This is a genomic window from Rhodococcus sp. IEGM 1354 (genome assembly GCF_030056855.1).
In the GTDB taxonomy this organism is placed as follows: domain Bacteria; phylum Actinomycetota; class Actinomycetes; order Mycobacteriales; family Mycobacteriaceae; genus Rhodococcoides.
On record NZ_JASHKT010000010.1, the window covers coordinates 61,634 to 81,808 of the forward strand.

Consider the following 20,175-nt stretch of genomic DNA (forward strand, 5'->3'; position numbering starts at 1 on the left):
GGCGATGTCGGTTTCGACCAGTGGGTGCGCGGTGGTGTTGCTCGGCAGCGCGTTCCCCGCCGGCAGTTCGTCGCCGGCGGGGCAGAACCGGTACGGATTCGAGATGTCGGAGGCAGACCGATATCTGGCCGACTCGGCGGCCTTCGTCCGCAGCCTCGATCCCTGCGGCTTCCTCACCGAGGACGACCTCGCCGCCCTCGGCACCGTGGTGCAGCTCCGACCGGACGGCGAACTGAGTAGCTGCTCGGCCGCGGTGAACCCGGGGCGGTCGAGCGCCACGGACTCGGTGTCGATCGATCTCAACGGATACCAGCCGACGCCGGCCGACCCGGACATCGAGCAACTCACGATCGGCGGCGAGCAGGTGTACCTCGACGACGCCTCCCGAGGGACGTGTCGCGTCAGCTTCCCGCTTCGCGACGAGTTCGACGGTGCCACCTCCGGGCCCATGGACGATGTCCTCACCGAGTCCGGTCGTAGCTTCGCCACGATCGACGTCTATCTTGCTGACGGGGACGCTTGCAGTGCAGCGACATCCGTCGCCGAGACCGCACTCGGCCTCGTGAGCGATCCACCACTACGTGCCGATTCCCGGTACAACCTGCCGTTGGCCACGAAGGATCCGTGCAGCGTTCTGGAGCATTTGCCCGAGACCTGGACGGTGGACCGATGGAATCCTGCCGCGGATCCGTACGGCTGCCACTTCATGGCGTCGTCCGCGACGTTCGAGGACAACCTGGTACTGCTCGACGTCGCGCTCACCTACGACGACAGCGACTTGCGCTCGACAGATCGCGAGAAGATCCGGCAGGGCAATTACACCGTCGAGACACGCGACTCGGATTCGGTGTGCTCGGCCGACATCGTGTTGGGCAACCCCGTGCTCGGCCTGCCCGGTAACGACGACTCGGCCGCGCGCTACGCCCGCACGGTTCCCACGCTGTCCGTCATGGCGGACGACTGCGACTCCGCCGTCGCGCTGGCGGTGGCAGCTGCCGACGAGCTCACTGGTTAGCCTTGGTCGGTGCGCTCGAAAACCGAAGGTGTGGATATCCGCCGAGTACTCGCGGTGGTGTTTCTGATCCTCGCCGGGTTGCTGTACTCCGCGTGGGTGGCCGAATTCTTCCTCGACACCGGGCTCGACCCGGCCCGGTCGTTCCTCAGCGAACTCGATGCCCGCGATCAGCCGTACCGTGAATTCTTCTCCACTGCAGACGTGGTCACGGGTTCGCTGATGATCCTCGCCGCCGTACTCGGTTTCCTCGTCAGCCCTCGTCGACGGCTCGTCGTCACCGGCTGGGTGGCGTCGGGCATCTTCGGTGTCGCCACCATCGCCGACGCGAAACTGCCCCTCGAGTGTGTGGCCGCCGATGATCCGAGCTGTCCGATCGAGCCCAGCGGGTTGTTCCCACAGCTTCATCATCTTCATGCTCTGACGAGCACCATCGCGGTGTTCGCGATCTTCACGGTCATGATCGCGTTCACGCTGGCGGCATTCCGCTACGGGTCCTATCCCCTGCTTCGGACGCTCGGTGTTGCGGTGCTGGCCGTCACGGCCCTGGCAACGGCGTGGCTGTTGATCGCCGACAACCTTCCCGGCGATCACGGCCTCGGCATCGCCCAGCGGGTGCAGGTGGGCGGGATGTCGGCGTATCTGGTGGTGCTGGGGTGTGCGCTTAGACTCGGCGCATGTCCTTCACCGCGACAGCACTGAACGGGTCCAAGGTCGAGCAGTACCAGCAGCTCGCCGAGCAGGCCAGGGGCCTCGTCTACGAGGAATCGAACCTGATCGCCAACGCCGCCAATCTCTCTGCGTTGGTCTATCACGCTCTGCCCGAGGTCAATTGGGTCGGCTTCTACCTGTTCGACGGCACCGAACTGGTAGTCGGTCCGTTCCAGGGCCAGCCTGCCTGTGTCCGCATCGCGCTGAGCAAGGGGGTCTGCGGCGCTGCCGCGACCACCCGCGAGACACAGCGAGTGGCCGACGTTCATGCCTTTCCCGGCCACATCGCCTGCGATGCCAACACTCGCTCCGAGGTCGTCGTTCCGCTGCACCAGGGCGAGAAGCTGATCGGCGTCTTCGACCTGGACAGCCCTGTACCCGATCGCTTCGACGCCGACGATCAGGCCGGCCTCGAAGCGATCGCGGCGGTGTTCCTCAGCTCGCTCAGCTAGAGGAGCTCGCTGCCTCGAAGAACCAGGCCATGACCAACGCACCGGGGTCGACGACGCCTCGCGCCGCCTCACCGACATAGCTGGCGCGACCCCGGTTGGCGGTGATGTCCTTCGTCGATTCGGCTCCGGTCTTGGCGGCGTCGGCAGCGTCCTGCAGGGTGCCGCCGTCTTTCTCGAGCGCCTCGACGGCCGGGGCGATGGCGTCGACCATCGTCTTGTCGCCCACCCGGGCTCCACCGAGTTCGGTGATGCTGTCCAGTCCGGCCCGCGCGGCCGCTGCGACAGCCGCAGCAGATGGGTCGGTGTCGAGCATCGTTCGGTAGAACTGCCGGAACCAGATGCCGAACAGCGCGCCGGACGTACCGCCAGCGTGGCCGAGGTAGGCCTCGCTCACGGCTTCGAATACCGTTGCTGCCGAATAGGTTTCCTTGACCGCGTCCAGATCGAGTTGTTCGAGTGCGGCCACCATGTTGGTTCCGAAGTCGCCGTCGCCGGCCTTGCGATCCAATTCGGTCAGAGCGGGCTCCTCGTCGAGTACCCGCTGCGCCCACGACCCGATCCACTCAGAGACGAATGCCGACTTCTCCCCGGCGTCGGACGGTGAGAACGTCGGCCCGAATGCGCCGCGCTCGGCCACCGGTTTCGCGCCTTGGCTCTGCGCGTTGGGCCAACCGGGCGCATCGGTGGGGGCGTCCCAGAGTTCGAGCATCTCGTCGTCGGCGCGCACCAGCGTGATGGACGCACCGCCCATGTTCAACGCGGTGACGAAACTTCCGACGAGTGAGCGGGTTATCTCGATACCCTTGCCCGCGAGGTACTCCGAGAGTTCCCCGAACAGCAGATGCAGTTCGAGCGGGTGCGTTGCGCCGAGCCCGTTGACGATGGCGATCACCGATTCGCCCGAGTTCAATCCGAGCGAGCTCACGATGGGCTCGGTCAGCTTCTCCACGACCTCCTGAGCAGGCAGCCGGGGCACCCGGTCGGTACCGCGCTCGCCGTGGATACCGATGCCGAGTTCGATTTCCTCCGTGGGCAATTCGAACGACGGGCCGTCGGCACCCGGTAACGTCGGCGGGTTCAGCGCGACCGCCATGCTGCGTGCGTTCTCCGCTGTTCGACGCCCCAGCGCGACCACCGCCTGCAGGCTGTCGCCGCGTTCTGCCGCTGCGCCGCACACCTTTTCGACGACGATGGTCGCTGCGGTACCGCGACGACCCGGGCCGTCCTCGCTCTCACTGGCCACGTCGTCGTCGACGAGAATGACGTCGGCGACAATACCGTCTTCCTGCAATAACTCTCGGGCGATCTTGAAGTTCATCACGTCGCCGGTGTAGTTCTTCACGATGTGCACCACTCCGCCGCCGGAGTCCACGGCCTTGGATGCCTCGTGCACTTGGAGGGCGTTCGGTGACGTGAACACCATGCCGGGGCACGCGCCGGTGAGCATGCCGCGTCCGATGAATCCGGCATGCATCGGCTCGTGGCCCGATCCCCCACCGGACAGCAGCGCGACTTGGCCGTCGGAGATGCGGTAGCGACGGGTGAGAAATCCGGGATCGGCATGCCAGGTGACGTCGTCGGTGGCGGCCACGAAGCCGCGGAGAGCGTCGGCGACGAATGTTCGAGGAGAATTGGAGAACATTCCTCCACAGTAAGCCCCCCATTGTCGGCTTCGGTGAGCTGCCGGGCCGCCGCGCGTCTACAGTCGCGAAGATGACCACCGAGACCTGGGCTTTCGACGCATCGCACGGCGGGCAATTGGCTGTTCGGACGGATGTCACCGGAAGGGCATCCAAGATGGGGCATCGACTCACGATTGCGGTGACCTCCTGGACCGCGACAGTCGAGTGGTCCGGGGACGCCCCCACGGCGGTGTCGCTGACAGCCGAGGTGAGTTCACTCGAGGTGATCCACGGCGAGGGCGGACTGACACCGCTGATCGGGCCGGAGAAGATCGTGGCAAAAGCCAACGCGCTCAAGACCTTCGATGCCAACCGGTATCCGACAATTCGATTTCGGTCGGAGGAGATCACTGCCGTCGCCTCCGGATATCGGTTGGCCGGAACAGTCGAGATACACGGCGTGTCGAGAGAGATCGCCGTGGACGTGGACGTCACCGACTCCGGCGGCAGATGGCAGATCGGTTCCGAAACTACTGTGCGTCAAACGGATTACAAGATCACGCCGTATTCGCAGATGTTCGGAGCCATGAAGGTGGCGGACGACGTGACCGTGACGTTCGACGCCGAGTATCGCAAGCCCTGAGCCTTCCCAATTCACCTGCAATGGTGGACACTACGGCGGTGAACCGAAATCGATGGACGATCGGATCGTGCGCATCGGCCCTGGCGTTGGCCGTGGCCCTGACCGCAGGCTGCAGCAGTCCGGCGACCACGTCCACGGACGGACCTCCCGGAGTGAACGTCAACGGAGTCGGCGAAGTCCAGGGTGCACCGGACACGTTGACGACCCAGATCGGCGTTCAGGCCACAGCCGAGGACGTCACTGCCGCCATCGAACAGGCCAATGCTGCGGTTACCGAGGTGACCGACGCAGTGGTTGCTGCCGGCGTCGCACGCGAGGACATTCAGACGCAGCAGGTGTCGATCGATCCGCAGTACTCCGGCGCACTGCCGGGCGGCACCTCGGACATCTCCGGATATCAGGCCACCAACACGTTGCAGGTCACGGTTCGCGATCTGTCGAAGGCGTCCGCAGTCCTGGGCGACGCCACCTCCGCCGGTGGCAACGCGACCCGAATCTCCGGGGTCTCGTTCAAGATCGACGACGATTCCGAGCTGATCGCCGATGCCCGGTCCAGGGCATTCGCCGACGCCCGCGATCGCGCCGAGCAGTACGCGTCGCTCGCAGGCGGCGAACTCGGTGATGTTCTGTCGATCACGGAGTCGATCACCGGTCAGGAGCAGCCGACGAGCTTTCGCGACTCCGCGTCGTTCGACACGGCAGTGCCCATCGAACCGGGACAGCAAACCGTGAGCGTGTCCGTGGCCGTGAAGTGGGCGTTGAACTAGCGGAGCGAAGTGCAACGGATGCTCCATTCCGGGGTCGCAGACCGGGGATTCCCCGATCCGGGCCCCGGAGTGGAGCACGAGTTGCAGGTCGACTACGCGAGCGCGGGGGGCGGCAGCCGGTAGTTCACCGGGGTCGCCGAGAAATCCACCGGATTGCGGACCCCCTCGGCCGCTGCTCCGGGGACCTCGACGCGTGGTTCGAGCCCGAGTAATTCCGCGAACGCGAAGGCCTCCTCGATGGAATTGACCGGCCCGGCGGGAACGTGCCGCGCCATCAGTTCTCGATACCATTCGTCCGCAGTACGCGTCCGCAACGCCGAGTTCAGGATGTCGACCAGCTGATCTCGATGTTCGACGCGAGCAGAATTGGACGAGAAGCGTTGATCCGCAGCCACATCCGGGGTACCCAGCGCGTCGACCAACGCCTGGAACTGCCGATCGTTGCCGACGGCCAACGCGAGCGGTCGATCGGCTGTCTCGAACACCTCGTACGGCACCAACGAAGGATGCTTGTTGCCCATCGGAACCGGCACGGTGCCCGCCCCGAGATATGCCGCCGACTGATTGCTGAGTGCCGACAGTACCGACGCCATCAGCGAGGTGTGTACCTGCTGACCCGCACCGGTCTGCGATCGATGATGCAGTGCGGCAAGGATTCCGCTGAGCGCATGCAGACCGGTGACGATATCGACCATCGCCACTCCCACTTTCGTCGGCGACGAGGCGTCGGGTCCGGTGACGCTCATGAGCCCGCCGACAGCTTGGACCACCAGATCGTATCCAGGGAGAGCAGCGCCGCCGCCGGTACCGAAGCCGGTGATCGAGCAGTAGATCAGACCAGGGTTCGTCTGCGACACAGCCCAATAGCCGAGACCCAGCCGGTCCATCGTTCCGGCTCGGAAGTTCTCGATCACGATGTCTGCACCCGAGACGATCTCACGGGCCTCGGCCACGCCGCTCTCGGACTGCAGGTCGATGCACCGTGACGTCTTGTTCCGATTGACGGAGTTGAAATACGTTGCGGTACCGGCAGAATCGTAGGGCGGGCCCCATGCTCGGGTGTCGTCACCGGTTCCCGGTCGCTCGATCTTGATCACGTCGGCACCCATGTCACCGAGCATCATCGTCGCGTACGGCCCGGCGAGTACGCGAGAGAAGTCCGCGACGACGAGGCCTGCGAGTGGACCGGTGGCAGGTGTCATCGGTCCACTGTAAGGCCCTGTGCCTCAAGCCACTGCGAAAGACCTCTTCGCCAAGCCGAACTGGAAGCCGGTGATGGCCGTGGTCACCGGAGCTTCCGGTTTCTCGGCGGCACCGAGGGTGACGAACAGAGGCGTGAAGTGCTCGACGGTGGGGTGCGCGTACGGCATTCCCGGTGCGGCGCTGCGGAAGTCCGCAAGTGTGTTGACGTCACCACGCGCCAACGCCTCGGCCGCCCAAAGATCGAAGTCCTCGGACCACGTCGGCACGGTGTTGGTCGCGAAATTCTCCCGGGACAGGAACGGCAGTCCGTGGGTCATGAAGCCGGAACCGATGACCAACACACCTTCGGCCCGAAGTTCCTTCAGCGCAGCGCCTATCGCCATCAGCCGATCGGGGGCGTGCGTCGGCAGGCTCAATTGCAGAACCGGGACATCGGCGTAGGGATACATGACCTTCAGCGGCACCCAGGCACCGTGATCGAGTCCGCGCGCGGTGTACCGATGCAGGTTCTCGGACGCCGGAATGGCCGCGGCCACTCGCGCGGCCAAGACCTCGGCGTCGGGTGTCCGATATTCCATCGAGTAGTAGCGCTGCGCGAATCCGCCGAAGTCGTAGACGAGCGGTGTGGCCGCAGCCGTCGCGGACAGGCTCAACGGTGCCTCTTCCCAGTGCGCGCTGACGATCAGGATCGCCTTCGGCTTGGGCATCGACTGCGACCAGGTGAACAGCTGGTCCATCCAGAGTGCGTCGTCGAACACCGGGGGCGCGCCGTGACTGATGTACAGCGCGGGCATCGGCCCGTCGTGCGGGGTCCACACCTGCTGCGACCGGCTCGCGGGTGCGGTATCGGCGAGAAACGCGTCGAACGCTGCTCCCGCGATCGGCGGGTTGACGACAGATGTCATGATCGGTCCTTCGAGTGCTTAAGTTGAACCTTCAACCTACCACCCGAGTTCGATCACGACAACATCGGACCAGCCGGTCGGGACCGAACCCCACTGGGGGTGACCTGAGCGTCCAATATTGGCGCTGAAACACCTTTTCCCGTTTGTGGGAGCGAATTGTGGACGCTCACGTCAGTGCCGTACGGCGTCGACGCACCGTACCGACGATGCGGTCCACGACGTCCGCGAGGTTGCTGCCGCTACACCCAACGTCCACGCCGAAGACACGGGCGCGCTCCGCATGCTTGGCTACTCCACAACGACGCGGCCACCACCGGGAAGGTTGGGAGTGTCCGTCGTGATCGTGAGATCGACACGGCCCGCACCGGTAGCGAGAGCGATCGGCTCGGTCGACATCCCGCCCGCCGAACCGGCTCGGCCGTTGTCGATGTTCGTCCACACCACGGTCACGGGAACCGGCAGCAGGCTCACCGCGGACGAGCCCATGTCACCCGCCCCCGAAATTTTGCTTGCGGTCATGACGGTGACTTCCCCCGCCTCGGCGCCCACCGTCGCCGTGGCCTCGACCTGCCCTGACCCGAAGCTGACGCCGTGTTGGAAGAAGACGAATGCCTGTACCGGCCTGAGCTCCGTGGTGGTTGCGGCCGACGCGATACCCGTCGACCCCAGCGCCAGGGCTCCCGCCACCAACGGTGCCGCCACGAGGTAAATGACTCTTTTTCTCGAAAACACGATGCTCCCCATTTCGTCGAATTCGTCGGCTGTTCGAGAACATCGTGCAACGGACCAGATGGTATGTAAACCCCTCGGGTTCTAGGCTCGGCTGTATGCCGGATGTCTATCGCGCACCGATGTCGGACGGCGTCGAGCGCGCCCTCACCCACGGACTCTGCGGGATGACGGCGAACGACGAACGATCGCTACGACGGGTCGAGCGTTTCGAGCGGGTCGCGGACGGATCTCTCGTCTGGACGCGAACCGAGCACGGCGAGTACTTCCTCGGCCGAATTTCCGGCCCACTGCGGGAGGATCACAGCGCCGACGCGGTGGCATCGAACATGACCTTCGTACGGGACTGCGCGTGGATCGGCGAGCCCGTTCCAGAACTCGAGGTACCCGCTGCGACGCTGCGTACATTCGCGCGCGGCGGGCGGAACTTTCAGCAGACACACGACCCGCAGGTCGGTGCAGAGTCGGCTAGCTTGTGGCGAGCGCGAGGGCGATGACCTGGGGATCGACCTGCACAACCGGGTAGCCCTGAATCTCGAACTTGTTCTCGCCCTCGGGCGGTCCGAGCACGGCTCGGACGATCAGCGTCGCAGCGGCAGCGACGAGTGCGATCACGATGACCACTGCTGCCACGATCAGCAGGGTGCGGGGGCCACCGAACAGGTTCTTCGAGCTCATGCGTCCATCATGGCCCACACCCGGATGGACCGAGCCGCGCGGTGTGGACTTCGATCCAGGTATCGACCGGATCACTCGTGACTAGAGTTGCCCCTGATGCTCGCCCGTACGTCGACGAGTCGAACAGCATTGAACGGGAGGATGCGTGGCTCACTACCGGCAGCTCGGGTCTGTTCCGCCGAAGCGGCACACCCAGCACCGAACTCCCGACGGCAACCTCTACTACGAGGAGCTGATGGGCGAAGAGGGCTTCTCCTCGGACTCGTCTCTGCTCTATCACCGCCACATACCGTCGGCCATCGTCGATGCCACGGTCTGGGACCTCCCCGATCAATCGACGACGCCCAATCACCCGCTGAAGCCCCGACATCTGAAATTGCACGAGCTGTTCCCGGAGTCCGTCGTCGCAGACACCGACGTGGTCACCGGACGACGCCTCGTTCTGGGCAACGCCGATGTTCGGCTCTCCTACGTCGTCGCCTCGAAAACGTCACCACTGTATCGCAATTCGATCGGTGACGAGATGATGTACATCGAATCCGGTTCTGCCACTGTCGAAACGGTGTTCGGCACTCTTCAGGCACACCAGGGCGACTACGTGCTCATTCCGCGCGCGACGACGCACCGTTGGATTCCCCACGGTCCCCTGCGCGCGTACGCAATCGAAGCCAACAGTCACATCGCGCCACCGAAGCGGTTCCTGTCGAAGTACGGACAGCTGCTCGAGAACGCTCCCTACTGCGAACGCGATCTCCACGGCCCCACCGAGCCTCTACTGATCGACGGCGACGACGTCGAAGTACTTGTCAAACACCGTGGTTCGACGGGTATCGTCGGAACCCGGTTCGTCTACCCGCAGCACCCGTTCGACGTGGTGGGGTGGGACGGCTGCCTGTACCCGTACACGTTCAACATTTCCGACTACGAACCGATCACCGGACGTGTGCATCAACCGCCGCCTGCACACCAGGCATTCGAGGGGGCCAATTTCGTGATCTGTAATTTCGTTCCGCGCAAGGTCGACTACCACCCGCTGGCAATTCCGGTGCCGTACTACCACTCCAACGTCGACTCGGACGAGATCATGTTCTACGTCGGCGGCGACTACGAGGCCCGCAAGGGTTCCGGAATCGGCCAGGGATCGATCTCGGTGCATCCGGGCGGTCATGCTCACGGCCCGCAACCCGGTGCATACGAACGCAGTATCGGTGCCGAGTTCTTCGACGAACTGGCCGTCATGGTCGATACCTTCCGCCCGCTCGAACTCGGCGAAGGAGCGCTCGCGTGCGAGGACACCGGGTATGCGTGGACGTGGGCAGGCCGGGGGCCGAACCGATGATCCCGAAGTTCTTCCATCGCTTGTGCGACGACGCCGCTGCCTTCCCTCCCGGCAATGCACCACTCGATGTTGCTGCAGCACAACATCTCGAGTACCGGGCGAGTTCTTTCGCAGACCTCGTCGGCCCGTTGGTCGTTCCGATGGATCGGGTGCACGAACTCGTCCTGGGTGCACGGATGGAGGTGGCGTTGACTGCACCTGCGGGCCCGGGCAGCGTAGAGGCAGGCCTGCGGGTCGCCGACCGCACCGCCGGGGTCACGGTCGTTGCCGTCGACGTGGCCGTACCCGAGGGCACCAGCATCGACGCCTTGCGCAACATCACTCAGGACATCGACATCTATGTCGAAATTCCCCGAGACTCCCGACGCGACGACATCTTCGACGCCGTCGACGAATTCGGGTATCGCGCCACATTCAGGACCGGCGGCGACACCGCGGACCTGTACCCCAGCGAGCAGGAACTCGCCGCGTCCATCTACGAGGCCGCACAGCGCGAGGTTCATTTCAAGGCCACCGCGAGCTCGCATCAGGCGGCCCGTAACACCGATCCTCACAGCGGTTTCGAGCACCACGGGTTTCTGAACGTGATCCTCGCGGCGCAGGCCGCGCACAGCGGCGCTCGCGTCGGTGAGCTCCAGAAGATCCTGGCGATCCGGGACGCCGACGTCCTCGCCGGTCTCGTCGCCGGGATCGAGGGTCAACGTGTCTTCGCCTCGTTCGGCGCGTGCAGCATCCGCGAACCCCTCGACGATCTCGTCGGCCTGGGCCTCGTCCCGCCCCAGTGACGAAGGAGCGGCGTTCATGACGCACATCGACATTCCGGCCAACTCGGAATTCGGAGTCGACAACCTGCCCTACGGCGTCTTCAGCACTCCGGGTATGGACGCTCGTGTCGGAGTCCGCTATGGCGACAACGTAATCGATCTAGCCGTAGCTCTGGGCGATCCAGACTTTTCCTTACCGAGCCTCAATGCGTTCATGGCCCGCGGACGCAATCGGTGGGTAGAGGTGCGCTCGTCCGTCACAAACATGCTCGTCAGTGGCACGACCCCCGCGGAAGCAATCGTGTCCGTTTCCGATGTCACGATGCATCTGCCGTTCGAAGTTGCGGACTACGTCGACTTCTACGCCTCCGAGCATCACGCGTCCAATATCGGCCGACTCTTCCGGCCCGATGCCGAACCGCTACTACCGAATTGGAAGCACCTGCCCGTCGCGTATCACGGACGGGCCGGAACGGTGGTCGTGTCCGGCACCGACATCACCCGGCCTCGTGGTCAACGTAAGGCACCCGACGAGGGGTCGCCCACCTTCGGCCCGTCTCGGCGACTGGACATCGAGGCAGAGATGGGATTCATCGTCGGCGTTCCGGCGGATGGTCCCATCTCGCCGGATCGGTTCTCCGAGCATGTGTTCGGTGCCGTCATCGTCAACGATTGGTCGGCTCGTGACATCCAGGCCTGGGAGTACGTGCCACTCGGACCGAACCTCGGCAAGAGTTTCGCGACATCCATCTCACCCTGGGTGGTCCCCTTGCTCGCGTTGGAACAGGCGCGGGTGTCGACGCCGGTGCAGGATCCCGAGCCGCTCGAACATCTCCGCGAATCTCGTTCTTGGGCTTTGGACATCGACCTGACGGTCGCGTGGAACGGTCACGTCGTATCCCGTCCGCCGTACAGTTCGATGTACTGGTCGCCTGCCCAGATGCTGGCGCACGAGACCAGCAACGGTGCCACGTCGCGAACCGGTGATCTGTTCGCCTCGGGCACCATCTCGGGACCCGAGAAGAACCAACGCGGCGCTTTCATCGAGTTGACCTGGGGCGGAAAGGAACCGGTGTCACTCGGCGCGGACACCCGCACGTTCCTCGAAGACGGCGACGAGGTTGTCATCGCCGCAAGTGCGCCGGGGCCGAACGGATCGCGCATCGGATTCGGCGACGTTCGGGGCTGCATCGAGCCGGCCGGCGAGCTCACAGTTGGGTAAACGAATCGACTGACAGAAAGAACCCGGCACCGTTGGACCGGTCGGTGTCGGTACAGGTGAGCCCGTCGATCTCCGATCCACAGGTGACCGAAATGCCTTGGTCGAGTGGGAAAGTCACTTGCCGGCCGTACTGCAGTGTGTGCGGTGACTGGTACGCCTCACCCTGCGTGACGGTCGCACAGGGAAGCATTCCGCCTTCCAGGTACCCGAACAGATCCGCCCTGCTCTGCTCTTGGCCGAGATAGATCTTGCACAGGCTGTCGGTGGTCACCGTATGCGGGTGACCACGTGTTTGGCAGCCCAGCGTCGAGCTGGTCACCCGACACTGAATTTGGCCGCTAGGGGTACCGAACGAGTATCCCGCCTCCTCTCCGAATGCGGAGATCGGCAACGTGCCGACGTCGGGTTCCGTCGTCTGCTGATCCGCGGTCGGGTCGGCTGCACCGGTACCTGGCTCGGCTGGCGATGCGCTGGCTGGAGCCGATGAGGTGACAGCGACCGTGTTGGTGGAGGTCGCGGGGGCAGCTGTGGGCGAGTCCGTGGAGCAGCCCGCCACAGCAGCCGTGAGGGCAACTACACCGCACAGCGGAGCCAAGCGTCGGATACGTATGAGCATTGAGTCCTCCAAGCTGTAGGGGCTTGTCGAAGCTGCCCGTGCACACCATGTCGTCGGGCCCTTCCCCTTCGTTACCGCCGTGTTCAGTCGCGCGATCGCCGGTAGGCAGGTGCCTTCGGCGCTCGCTCGGGCTCGGCGGTGTTCAGCAACGGCATCGCTCTGAACTCGACCAACTCCGAGAGTACGACCACACTGGTAGACCGCGCGATGGTCCGAGACTGGTTGAGCGCTATGAGAGTTCGCTGCAGGTCGTCGTGCGAGGCAGCGGCGACCCGGCACAGCACATCTCCGGCTCCGGTTGTCGCGAAAGCCTCCAACACCCCGGGTATCTGCTCCAGAACCGTGACCACATCGCCGAGAGCGCCTTGAGCAATTTCCAACGTGACGAATGCTTGAACACCGTAACCTGCTGCAGCCAAACCGATTCGAGGCTGATAGCCGGTAATGACTCCGATGTCTTCGAGGCGCTGCAACCGGGCCGATACCGTCGCGCGTGCCACACCGAGCGTTCGCGACAGCTCCAGCACGCCGATCCTCGAATTGTCGTGCAGCGCCGCCAGCATTGCGCGGTCCAATTCGTCCAAGCTGGATTCCACTCTGCGCCTCCTATTTTCTATACGAATCGTATAGCAATACCAGCAATTTCCTGTCTTATCTGTACAGCCAAGCTAGCCAAGTAGTGGTCGATTGACACTCCGGCGCCGCACTGTTGGGCTGAGCGCACCAGTTCGCCCCACGCGTATCCAACGGGAGACTTCATGAGCCTCGACAACATCCTCAACGACGACGAAAGACTGGCCGATCTCGACGCCGATCAGCTTCGACAGCTCGTCGGACTCGTGGAGTACGACGACAAGCGAGATCCTTTTCCCGTCAGTGGCTGGGACGCCATCGTGTGGGTGGTCGGCAACGCGACGCAGACCGCGCACTTCTTCCAGTCCGCGTTCGGCATGGAGCTCGTCGCGTACTCGGGTCCGACGACCGGCCAACGTGACCACCACGCCTACGTACTCAAATCCGGTGCAGTGCGTTTCGTCATCAAGGGAGCCGTCGACCCCGACAGTGATCTGGTGGCACACCACACGCGCCACGGTGACGGCGTCATCGACATTTCGCTCGCCGTGCCGGATGTGGACCGCTGCATCGAGCATGCGCGAGCCCAGGGCGCGCGAGTACTGCAAGAGCCGACCGACATGTCCGACGAGCACGGCACGGTCCGCACCGCGGCCATCGCGACCTACGGCGACACCCGGCACACGTTGGTCGACCGCTCGCGTTACACCGGTGCCTACCTGCCCGGTTATGTGCCGCGCACGTCCACGTTGCAGCGACCGGAAGGCGCTCCCAAGCGCATCTTCCAGGCTCTCGATCACGTGGTCGGCAATGTCGAGCTGGGCAAGATGGACGAGTGGGTCGACTTCTATCACCGCGTCATGGGCTTCACGAACATGGCCGAATTCGTCGGGGCCGATATCGCCACCGACTATTCGGCCTTGATGAGCAAGGTCGTCTCCAACGGCAATCATCGGGTGAAGTTCCCGCTGAACGAGCCGGCCATCGCCAAGAAGCGCTCACAGATCGACGAGTACCTCGATTTCTACCGCGGCCCCGGCGCCCAGCATCTGGCGCTCGCGACCAACGACATCCTGTCTTCGGTCGATGCGCTCCGCGCGGCGGGCGTCGAATTTCTCGCCACTCCTGATTCGTACTACGAGGATCCAGCCCTGCGAGCCCGTATCGGTAACGTCCGAGTGCCGATCGAAGAGCTGCAGAAGCGCGGCATTCTGGTCGATCGAGACGAGGACGGCTACCTGCTGCAGATCTTCACCAAGCCGTTGGTCGATCGCCCGACGGTGTTCTTCGAGATGATCGAACGCCACGGCTCGCTCGGGTTCGGCATCGGCAACTTCAAGGCACTGTTCGAGGCCATCGAGCGTGAGCAGGACGCTCGCGGGAACTTCTGACTCGTGATCTGTTCGACGCCGCCCACTGTCAGCGTTCGGTGGGCGGCGTCGAACGCCGCAGACCGCCTCGGTCCTCGTCGAAGATCAGCCACGTGCGGGTCGCTCGAACGCCGTCGAGCGATTGCAGCCCCTCCAGCACCACTTGCCGCAAACTCTCGTTGTCGGGAGTCCTGATGAGTACGAGCACGTCGAAATCGCCACCGAGCAAACTGAAGTGGTCGACGAACTCCATCGACCGCAACCCCTCGGACACACTGCGCCACGAATCCTGACGGATGGACAACGCGATGAACGCGGAGGTCCCGAGCCCGGACGCCCCGTGGTCGACCTGAACGGTGAATCGCTCGATGACACCGGAATCCTTCAGTCGGTCGACGCGCGTATAGGTATGTGCACGAGAGAGATTCAAACGATCGGCCAGCACCCGCATCGAGACCCGGCCGTCGGCAGTCAGCTCGGCGAGGATGCGACGATCCGTGTCGTCCAGTTCTACACGTTTCGAGACGTCGTCCATTCGTCCGCTCCTAGCTGGTGGTTCGTTACGTAGATCCGACGGATAGTCAGTTCGGGTCGGAAATGTCAGCAATATGTCTGCAATCCTACGACCATAGGACTTCTTCCTCACCGATTCGGCCAGAATCACCGTACAAGCCAATCTCAGGAGAATGCCCCATGACGACCGTCGAGAAGGTTCCGGCACAGTCCTACCAACAGTTCATGCCTGCCGACCGTCCCGTGCAGTACCTCGCACCCGACGGGACCGGCGTGGACAGTGCCGCCCGGTACGCACACCCGTCGAACGAACGCCTGCTCGAGATGTACCGCTCGATGGTGCACGGTCGCCGATTCGACCAGCAGGCAACGGCATTGACCAAGCAAGGCCGGCTCGCGGTCTATCCGTCCTCGCGCGGACAGGAGGCGTGCCAGATCGCCGCCGCCCTCTGCCTGGGTGAGCAGGACTGGATGTTCCCCACGTACCGCGACTCGATGGCTCTCGCAGCGCGTGGCGTCGACCAGGTGGAGCTGCTCGGCATGCTCGCCGGGTACTGGCACTGCGGCTACGATCCCACCGCCTACAAGGTCGCTCCCCAATGCACTCCTCTGGCAACACAATTGCTGCACGCGACCGGTTTCGCATACGCCGAGGCCAAGCAGGGACGAGACACCATCGCCCTCGCGTTCTGCGGTGACGGAGCGACCAGTGAGGGCGACTTCCACGAGGCCCTGAACTTCGCCGCGGTGTTCCGTGCCCCGGTGATCTTCCTGGTACAGAACAACGGATTCGCCATCAGCGTTCCCCTCGCGCGTCAGACTGCAGCTCCGTCGTTGTCGCACAAGGGTGTCGGCTACGGCATCGGCAGCGAGCAGGTCGACGGCAACGACCCGATCGCGATGATGGCCGTGATGGACGAGGCAGTGAAGTACGTCCGAGCAGGCAAAGGACCGGTGGTCGTCGAGGCGCACACCTACCGCATGGACGCCCACACCAATGCCGACGACGCCACGCGCTACCGCAAAGCCGACGAGGTGGAAGGGTGGTTGGCCCGAGATCCGCTCTCGCGCCTCGATTCTTACCTCGAAGCCCAGGGTCTGCTCACCGACAAACTGCGCGAGCAGATGACGGTATCTGCCGACGCCGATGCCGCGGCACTTCGCGCGGGCATGAACGTCGAGCAGCACGTCGACCCCGAAGATCTGTTCCGGTTCGTCTACTCCTCCCCCACCCCCGGCCTGATCGAACAGCGAAATCAGGTCGCCGCCGAGATCGCAGCAGGAGAACTGTCATGACCACGATGACCATGGCCGGAGCCCTCAACGCCGCCCTGCGCGACGCGTTGACCGAGGACGAGAAGGTCGTCGTCTTCGGCGAGGATGTCGGCACGCTCGGTGGCGTCTTCCGCGTCACCGACGGACTGACCCGAGACTTCGGTGACGATCGCTGCTTCGACACCCCGCTCGCGGAGTCGGGCATCGTGGGATTCGCGATCGGAATGGCGATGTCGGGATACAAGCCCGTCGTCGAGATGCAGTTCGACGCCTTTGCCTACCCGGCTTTCGAGCAGATCGTGTCCCATGTTGCCAAGCTGCGCAACAGGACTCGCGGATCACTCACCGCGCCGATGGTCATCCGCATCCCGTTCGCGGGAGGTATCGGCGGCGTCGAACATCACTGCGACTCGTCCGAGGCCTACTACGCCCACACCCCGGGCCTGAAGGTTGTCTCCCCGTCCACCGTCGCCGACGCGTACTCGCTGATGCGTGACGCCATCGCCGATCCCGATCCGGTGATCTTCCTCGAACCGAAGCGGCTGTACTTCTCCAAGGACGACATCGAGCTGGCCAAGACCGAGCCGATCGGCACCGCCGTCGTGCGTCGTGCCGGTACCGACGTCACTCTTCTCGCCTACGGCCCCACCGTGTCGGTTGCCATGCAGGCCGCAGAGTTCGCGGCCGAGGACGGCCGGAGCGTCGAGGTGATCGATCTGCGGTCGCTCAATCCGTTCGACGACGAGACCGTCGCAGCCTCGGTACGTAAGACCGGACGCTGCATCGTGATTCAGGAAGCACAGGGCTTTTCTGGTGTCGCGGCGGAGATCGCATCGCGCGTATCCGAGCGCTGCTTCCATCACCTGCACGCTCCGGTACTGCGGGTGACCGGACTCGACATTCCCTACCCTGCACCGAAGCTCGAACACTTCCACCTGCCGTCCGCCGACCGTGTGCTCGATGCCATGGACCGACTGCAGTGGAACGATGCTCCCGACCTCAGCAAGGCGGTCACGGTATGAGCATGCAGGTATTCCTGCTCCCCGATCTCGGTGAAGGATTGACCGAGGCCGAGATCGTCGAGTGGAAGGTCAAGCCCGGCGACACCGTCACCATCGATCAGGTCGTCGTCGAAGTGGAGACAGCGAAAGCGTCCGTGGAGGTGCCCTGCCCCTTCGAGGGTGTTGTCGGTGAACTGCATGCGGCCGAGGGCACCTCGCTGGCTGTCGGTGCGCCGCTGATCAGTATCACCGGCGGTGCCGTCGCCGATACCCCTGCGGCCCACGAGCGATACCGCGAAGAAGAACGCGCCGGTTCGGGAAATGTGCTGATCGGCTACGGGACGGGACACGGCCCGACCGGCCGTCGAAAAAGAGCTTCGCACGTGAGTGGAAACTCGACCCAGACTACGAATTTCCACTCACATGCACCGAAGGTGCTCTCCCCCATCGTTCGGAGCATGGCACTGCAGGGCGGACTGGATCTGGCGTCTATCGAGACAGCCGGCGGCCACGGCGTGATCACCCGCGCGGACGTCGAGCGAGCCTTGGCCGGTTCGCCCGTTGCTTCCTCGTCGGAGGGCGTCACGCGAATACCCATCACCGGGATCCGTAAGACCATTGCAGACAAGCTCTCTCGCAGTCGCGCAGAGATTCCCGAGGCGACCGTCTGGGTGGACGTCGACGCGACGGCTCTGCTGCAGGCCCGACGTGACCTCGACGCCTCCATCGACGGCGTGAAGGTGACACTGCTGGCGGTGTTGGCGAAGCTGACGATGATCGCGCTGGCCAAGTTCCCGGAGCTCAACAGCACCGTCGACACCGCAGCCGGCGAGATCCTGCGATACGAGAACGTCGGACTCGGCATTGCCGCGCAGACCGATCGTGGACTCATGGTTCCTGTTGTGCCGCAGGCCGACAAGGCCGATCTGAAGGAGCTCTCCGAGCGGTTGGCCGAGCTGACCGAGCTCGCGCGAACCGGCTCCCTGCCCGCAGCCCGGCTGAGCGGTGGAACATTCACGCTGAACAACTACGGAGTTTTCGGGGTCGACGGCTCGGCCGCGATCATCAACCATCCCGAAGCCGCGATCCTGGGCATCGGACGCATCATCGACCGCCCGTGGGTGGTCGACGGCCAATTGGCCGTCCGCAAGGTTGCGCAGCTGTCATTGGCGTTCGATCACCGCGTGTGCGACGGCGGAGTGGCCGGCGGTTTCTTGCGCACCGTGGCCGATTTCGTCGAGAACCCCGTCGTTGCATTGGGATCCGTCCGATGAGCGACGTGGACGTCCTCATCCTCGGTGGCGGATCCGGCGGGTACTCCTGCGCCCTGCGCGCCGATCAACTCGGCCTGACGGTCGCATTGATCGAGGAGGACAAGCTCGGCGGCACCTGCCTACACCGTGGATGTATCCCCACCAAGGCACTGCTGCATACCGCCGAGGTGGCCGACGCGGTGCGCAGTGCGGCGCATGTCGGCGTCACGGCATCGCTCACAGGTGTGGATATGCCTGCGGCACTGGGCTATCAGCGCAGTGTGGTCGCAGGCTTGCACTCCGGACTGCAAGGCTTGTTGAAACGTCCGGGAATCGAGATCGTATCGGGCCGTGGTCAGGTGGTCGGTCCTCGCACCCTCGAAGTCGATGGGCGACGCATCACCGGGGCTTCACTGGTTCTCGCCACCGGGTCGTATTCGCGCACCATCCCCGGTATCGAAGTGGGACCTCGCGTACTCACCAGCGACGGTGCCTTGGCGCTCGACCGAGTACCGGAGTCCGTCGTCGTACTGGGCGGCGGGGTCATCGGCATCGAATTCGCCAGCATCTGGGCCTCTTTCGGAGCCAAGGTCACCGTCGTCGAAGCCCTCGATCGCATCGTTCCCGGTGAGGACGAATGGTCCTCGAAGCAGCTGACCAAGGCATTGCGCAAACGCGGCATCGACATTCGTACCGGCACCAAGGTCGAGACCGTGACCGAATCTTCCGACGACGTCGCAGTGGCGCTGTCATCCGGAGACACCCTCTCAGCCGATGTCGTCCTGATATCCGTCGGACGCGGCCCCCGCACCGACGGTCTCGGTCTGGCCGAGCAGGGCGTCGCTACCGAACGCGGCTTCGTCACTGTCGACGACAACCTCCTCACGACCGCAGACGGCGTATATGCCGTCGGCGACATCGTAGCGGGATATCAGTTGGCTCATCGCGGCTTTCAGCACGGTATGTTCGTCGCCGAGCACATCGCCGGTCTTTCGCCCGCACGCATCGACGGCGATCTGGTTCCACGCGTGACCTATTCGCATCCCGAGGTGGCATCGGTCGGGCTCACCGAGAAGGCCGCGGAACAAAAGTACGGCACCGTGACGGCCGTGGTCTACGACCTCGGTGGCAATGGCAAGAGCCGCATCCTCGCCACCGCGGGTGGGGTGAAGGTGATCCGGGCTCGCGATGACGGTCCGATTGTCGGCGTCCACCTCGTCGGTGACCGTGTTGGTGAATTGATCGGTGAGGCCCAACTCGCGGTGGCATGGGAAGCATTGCCGTCGGAGGTCGGGAGCTTCGTGCATGCTCACCCCACCCAGAACGAGGCTCTCGGTGAGGCGATGATGGCGCTGTCGGGACGGCCGTTGCACGCGCACAGCTGAATACATTTCGAGTAACCGTTCCGGATTGTTCAGGTAAACCTAGCTCCGGGCTCCGCCCTCAACTCGGGCCTCCTGAACCGCCGCCGCGCAAACCTCGATCTCACTGTGCACTTCTTTCGAGATATCAATGACTGAAGGAAGT

At 64.2% G+C, this 20,175-nt stretch carries 22 protein-coding genes; 14 read left to right on the forward strand and 8 right to left on the reverse strand.

The features are described 5' to 3' along the window. The first annotated feature begins 4 nt into the window (after nucleotides 1-4). From QM588_RS20275 to QM588_RS20285, 3 genes are read left to right on the forward strand one after another with little or no spacing between them, the layout of a single operon-like run. Nucleotides 5-1,015: a hypothetical protein gene (locus QM588_RS20275; protein WP_283316011.1), complete on the forward strand. Its 1,011-nt coding sequence runs from the start codon at nucleotides 5-7 to the stop codon at nucleotides 1,013-1,015. A 9-nt stretch (nucleotides 1,016-1,024) separates the two neighbouring features. Beyond that, the gene (locus QM588_RS20280; RefSeq protein ID WP_283316013.1) at nucleotides 1,025-1,714 is read left to right on the forward strand and encodes a DUF998 domain-containing protein; all 690 of its coding nucleotides are present in this window, start codon (nucleotides 1,025-1,027) and stop codon (nucleotides 1,712-1,714) included. After that, nucleotides 1,690-2,175: a GAF domain-containing protein gene (locus tag QM588_RS20285; RefSeq protein WP_283316014.1), complete on the forward strand. Its 486-nt coding sequence runs from the start codon at nucleotides 1,690-1,692 to the stop codon at nucleotides 2,173-2,175. Before QM588_RS20280 ends, QM588_RS20285 begins: the two co-directional genes overlap by 25 nt. Here QM588_RS20285 and dhaL read toward each other — a convergent pair. Beyond that, entirely contained in the window at nucleotides 2,168-3,817 is a 1,650-nt protein-coding gene (gene dhaL / locus QM588_RS20290) for a dihydroxyacetone kinase subunit DhaL (RefSeq protein WP_283316015.1), read from the reverse strand. The genes QM588_RS20285 and dhaL overlap by 8 nt on opposite strands. A 71-nt stretch (nucleotides 3,818-3,888) precedes the next feature. On the opposite strand from dhaL, the gene QM588_RS20295 reads away from it, so the two are divergent. Together QM588_RS20295 and QM588_RS20300 are read left to right on the forward strand one after the other, a co-directional pair. Beyond that, nucleotides 3,889-4,440 (forward strand): YceI family protein, encoded by a 552-nt coding sequence (locus QM588_RS20295; RefSeq protein ID WP_283316016.1) that lies wholly within the window; start codon nucleotides 3,889-3,891, stop codon nucleotides 4,438-4,440. Between the two features lie 38 nt (nucleotides 4,441-4,478). Beyond that, entirely contained in the window at nucleotides 4,479-5,207 is a 729-nt protein-coding gene (locus QM588_RS20300; RefSeq protein WP_283316018.1) for an SIMPL domain-containing protein, read from the forward strand. Between the two features lie 92 nt (nucleotides 5,208-5,299). Here the strand turns inward: QM588_RS20300 and QM588_RS20305 are convergent, their stop codons facing one another. The 3 genes from QM588_RS20305 to QM588_RS20315 all read right to left on the reverse strand — a co-directional run bounded on the left by QM588_RS20305 (nucleotide 5,300) and on the right by QM588_RS20315 (nucleotide 8,017). After that, nucleotides 5,300-6,409 (reverse strand): CaiB/BaiF CoA transferase family protein, encoded by a 1,110-nt coding sequence (locus tag QM588_RS20305; protein WP_283316020.1) that lies wholly within the window; start codon nucleotides 6,407-6,409, stop codon nucleotides 5,300-5,302. 24 nt (nucleotides 6,410-6,433) lie between these two features. Continuing rightward, nucleotides 6,434-7,315: a dioxygenase family protein gene (locus tag QM588_RS20310; RefSeq protein WP_283316021.1), complete on the reverse strand. Its 882-nt coding sequence runs from the start codon at nucleotides 7,313-7,315 to the stop codon at nucleotides 6,434-6,436. 288 nt (nucleotides 7,316-7,603) lie between these two features. After that, the gene (locus QM588_RS20315; protein WP_283316023.1) at nucleotides 7,604-8,017 is read right to left on the reverse strand and encodes a hypothetical protein; all 414 of its coding nucleotides are present in this window, start codon (nucleotides 8,015-8,017) and stop codon (nucleotides 7,604-7,606) included. 125 nt (nucleotides 8,018-8,142) lie between these two features. Between QM588_RS20315 and QM588_RS20320 the strand changes: the two genes are divergently transcribed. Next, on the forward strand, nucleotides 8,143-8,541 hold the full coding sequence (locus QM588_RS20320; protein ID WP_283316025.1) for a GAF domain-containing protein: 399 nt from the start codon (nucleotides 8,143-8,145) through the stop codon (nucleotides 8,539-8,541). Here QM588_RS20320 and QM588_RS20325 read toward each other — a convergent pair. Then, nucleotides 8,513-8,722: a hypothetical protein gene (locus QM588_RS20325; RefSeq protein WP_283316027.1), complete on the reverse strand. Its 210-nt coding sequence runs from the start codon at nucleotides 8,720-8,722 to the stop codon at nucleotides 8,513-8,515. The genes QM588_RS20320 and QM588_RS20325 overlap by 29 nt on opposite strands. Nucleotides 8,723-8,867: 145 nt before the next feature. On the opposite strand from QM588_RS20325, the gene QM588_RS20330 reads away from it, so the two are divergent. From QM588_RS20330 to fahA, 3 genes are read left to right on the forward strand one after another with little or no spacing between them, the layout of a single operon-like run. After that, a complete protein-coding gene (locus QM588_RS20330) occupies nucleotides 8,868-10,061 on the forward strand; it encodes a homogentisate 1,2-dioxygenase (protein ID WP_283316030.1) in 1,194 nt (397 codons plus the stop codon). Then, nucleotides 10,007-10,846, forward strand: a complete 840-nt coding sequence (locus QM588_RS20335) for a hypothetical protein (protein WP_283316032.1) — start codon at nucleotides 10,007-10,009, stop codon at nucleotides 10,844-10,846. Before QM588_RS20330 ends, QM588_RS20335 begins: the two co-directional genes overlap by 55 nt. 16 nt (nucleotides 10,847-10,862) lie before the next feature. Next, nucleotides 10,863-12,047: a fumarylacetoacetase gene (gene fahA, locus QM588_RS20340; RefSeq protein ID WP_283316035.1), complete on the forward strand. Its 1,185-nt coding sequence runs from the start codon at nucleotides 10,863-10,865 to the stop codon at nucleotides 12,045-12,047. Here fahA and QM588_RS20345 read toward each other — a convergent pair. Together QM588_RS20345 and QM588_RS20350 are read right to left on the reverse strand one after the other, a co-directional pair. Further along, on the reverse strand, nucleotides 12,034-12,318 hold the full coding sequence (locus QM588_RS20345; RefSeq protein WP_283316037.1) for a hypothetical protein: 285 nt from the start codon (nucleotides 12,316-12,318) through the stop codon (nucleotides 12,034-12,036). The two genes, fahA and QM588_RS20345, sit on opposite strands and share 14 nt — an antisense overlap. 428 nt (nucleotides 12,319-12,746) lie before the next feature. Next, nucleotides 12,747-13,259 (reverse strand): Lrp/AsnC family transcriptional regulator, encoded by a 513-nt coding sequence (locus QM588_RS20350; RefSeq protein ID WP_280634539.1) that lies wholly within the window; start codon nucleotides 13,257-13,259, stop codon nucleotides 12,747-12,749. Nucleotides 13,260-13,421: 162 nt separating this feature from the next. Here QM588_RS20350 and hppD point away from each other — a divergent pair, with 162 nt between their 5' ends. Next, nucleotides 13,422-14,627, forward strand: coding sequence for a 4-hydroxyphenylpyruvate dioxygenase (gene hppD, locus QM588_RS20355; protein ID WP_283316050.1), 1,206 nt, complete (start codon nucleotides 13,422-13,424; stop codon nucleotides 14,625-14,627). 28 nt (nucleotides 14,628-14,655) lie between these two features. Here the strand turns inward: hppD and QM588_RS20360 are convergent, their stop codons facing one another. Next, nucleotides 14,656-15,141, reverse strand: a complete 486-nt coding sequence (locus QM588_RS20360) for an Lrp/AsnC family transcriptional regulator (protein WP_283316053.1) — start codon at nucleotides 15,139-15,141, stop codon at nucleotides 14,656-14,658. Between the two features lie 158 nt (nucleotides 15,142-15,299). Between QM588_RS20360 and pdhA the strand changes: the two genes are divergently transcribed. Genes pdhA through lpdA form a run of 4 tightly spaced genes read left to right on the forward strand, consistent with a single transcriptional unit; the run spans nucleotide 15,300 to nucleotide 20,033 of the window. Further along, nucleotides 15,300-16,415 (forward strand): pyruvate dehydrogenase (acetyl-transferring) E1 component subunit alpha, encoded by a 1,116-nt coding sequence (gene pdhA / locus QM588_RS20365; protein WP_283316054.1) that lies wholly within the window; start codon nucleotides 15,300-15,302, stop codon nucleotides 16,413-16,415. Then, a complete protein-coding gene (locus QM588_RS20370) occupies nucleotides 16,412-17,416 on the forward strand; it encodes an alpha-ketoacid dehydrogenase subunit beta (RefSeq protein ID WP_269606052.1) in 1,005 nt (334 codons plus the stop codon). Before pdhA ends, QM588_RS20370 begins: the two co-directional genes overlap by 4 nt. Beyond that, the gene (locus QM588_RS20375) at nucleotides 17,413-18,669 is read left to right on the forward strand and encodes a dihydrolipoamide acetyltransferase family protein (protein WP_283316057.1); all 1,257 of its coding nucleotides are present in this window, start codon (nucleotides 17,413-17,415) and stop codon (nucleotides 18,667-18,669) included. Before QM588_RS20370 ends, QM588_RS20375 begins: the two co-directional genes overlap by 4 nt. Then, entirely contained in the window at nucleotides 18,666-20,033 is a 1,368-nt protein-coding gene (gene lpdA / locus QM588_RS20380) for a dihydrolipoyl dehydrogenase (RefSeq protein WP_283316059.1), read from the forward strand. Before QM588_RS20375 ends, lpdA begins: the two co-directional genes overlap by 4 nt. Nucleotides 20,034-20,175: the final 142 nt, after the last annotated feature.

Excerpts from the sequence above, each read along its gene's own strand:
- QM588_RS20325 (WP_283316027.1), bottom strand. The coding sequence starts at position 8,722 with ATGAGCTCGAAGAACCTGTTCGGTGGCCCCCGCACCCTGCTGATCGTG.
- QM588_RS20320 (WP_283316025.1), top strand. The coding sequence starts at position 8,143 with ATGCCGGATGTCTATCGCGCACCGATGTCGGACGGCGTCGAGCGCGCC.
- hppD (WP_283316050.1), top strand. The coding sequence starts at position 13,422 with ATGAGCCTCGACAACATCCTCAACGACGACGAAAGACTGGCCGATCTC.
- pdhA (WP_283316054.1), top strand. The coding sequence starts at position 15,300 with ATGACGACCGTCGAGAAGGTTCCGGCACAGTCCTACCAACAGTTCATG.
- QM588_RS20295 (WP_283316016.1), top strand. The coding sequence starts at position 3,889 with ATGACCACCGAGACCTGGGCTTTCGACGCATCGCACGGCGGGCAATTG.
- lpdA (WP_283316059.1), top strand. The coding sequence starts at position 18,666 with ATGAGCGACGTGGACGTCCTCATCCTCGGTGGCGGATCCGGCGGGTAC.
- QM588_RS20375 (WP_283316057.1), top strand. The coding sequence starts at position 17,413 with ATGAGCATGCAGGTATTCCTGCTCCCCGATCTCGGTGAAGGATTGACC.
- QM588_RS20275 (WP_283316011.1), top strand. The coding sequence starts at position 5 with ATGTCGGTTTCGACCAGTGGGTGCGCGGTGGTGTTGCTCGGCAGCGCG.
- dhaL (WP_283316015.1), bottom strand. The coding sequence starts at position 3,817 with ATGTTCTCCAATTCTCCTCGAACATTCGTCGCCGACGCTCTCCGCGGC.
- QM588_RS20360 (WP_283316053.1), bottom strand. The coding sequence starts at position 15,141 with ATGGACGACGTCTCGAAACGTGTAGAACTGGACGACACGGATCGTCGC.
- QM588_RS20305 (WP_283316020.1), bottom strand. The coding sequence starts at position 6,409 with ATGACACCTGCCACCGGTCCACTCGCAGGCCTCGTCGTCGCGGACTTC.
- QM588_RS20370 (WP_269606052.1), top strand. The coding sequence starts at position 16,412 with ATGACCACGATGACCATGGCCGGAGCCCTCAACGCCGCCCTGCGCGAC.
- QM588_RS20310 (WP_283316021.1), bottom strand. The coding sequence starts at position 7,315 with ATGACATCTGTCGTCAACCCGCCGATCGCGGGAGCAGCGTTCGACGCG.
- fahA (WP_283316035.1), top strand. The coding sequence starts at position 10,863 with ATGACGCACATCGACATTCCGGCCAACTCGGAATTCGGAGTCGACAAC.
- QM588_RS20285 (WP_283316014.1), top strand. The coding sequence starts at position 1,690 with ATGTCCTTCACCGCGACAGCACTGAACGGGTCCAAGGTCGAGCAGTAC.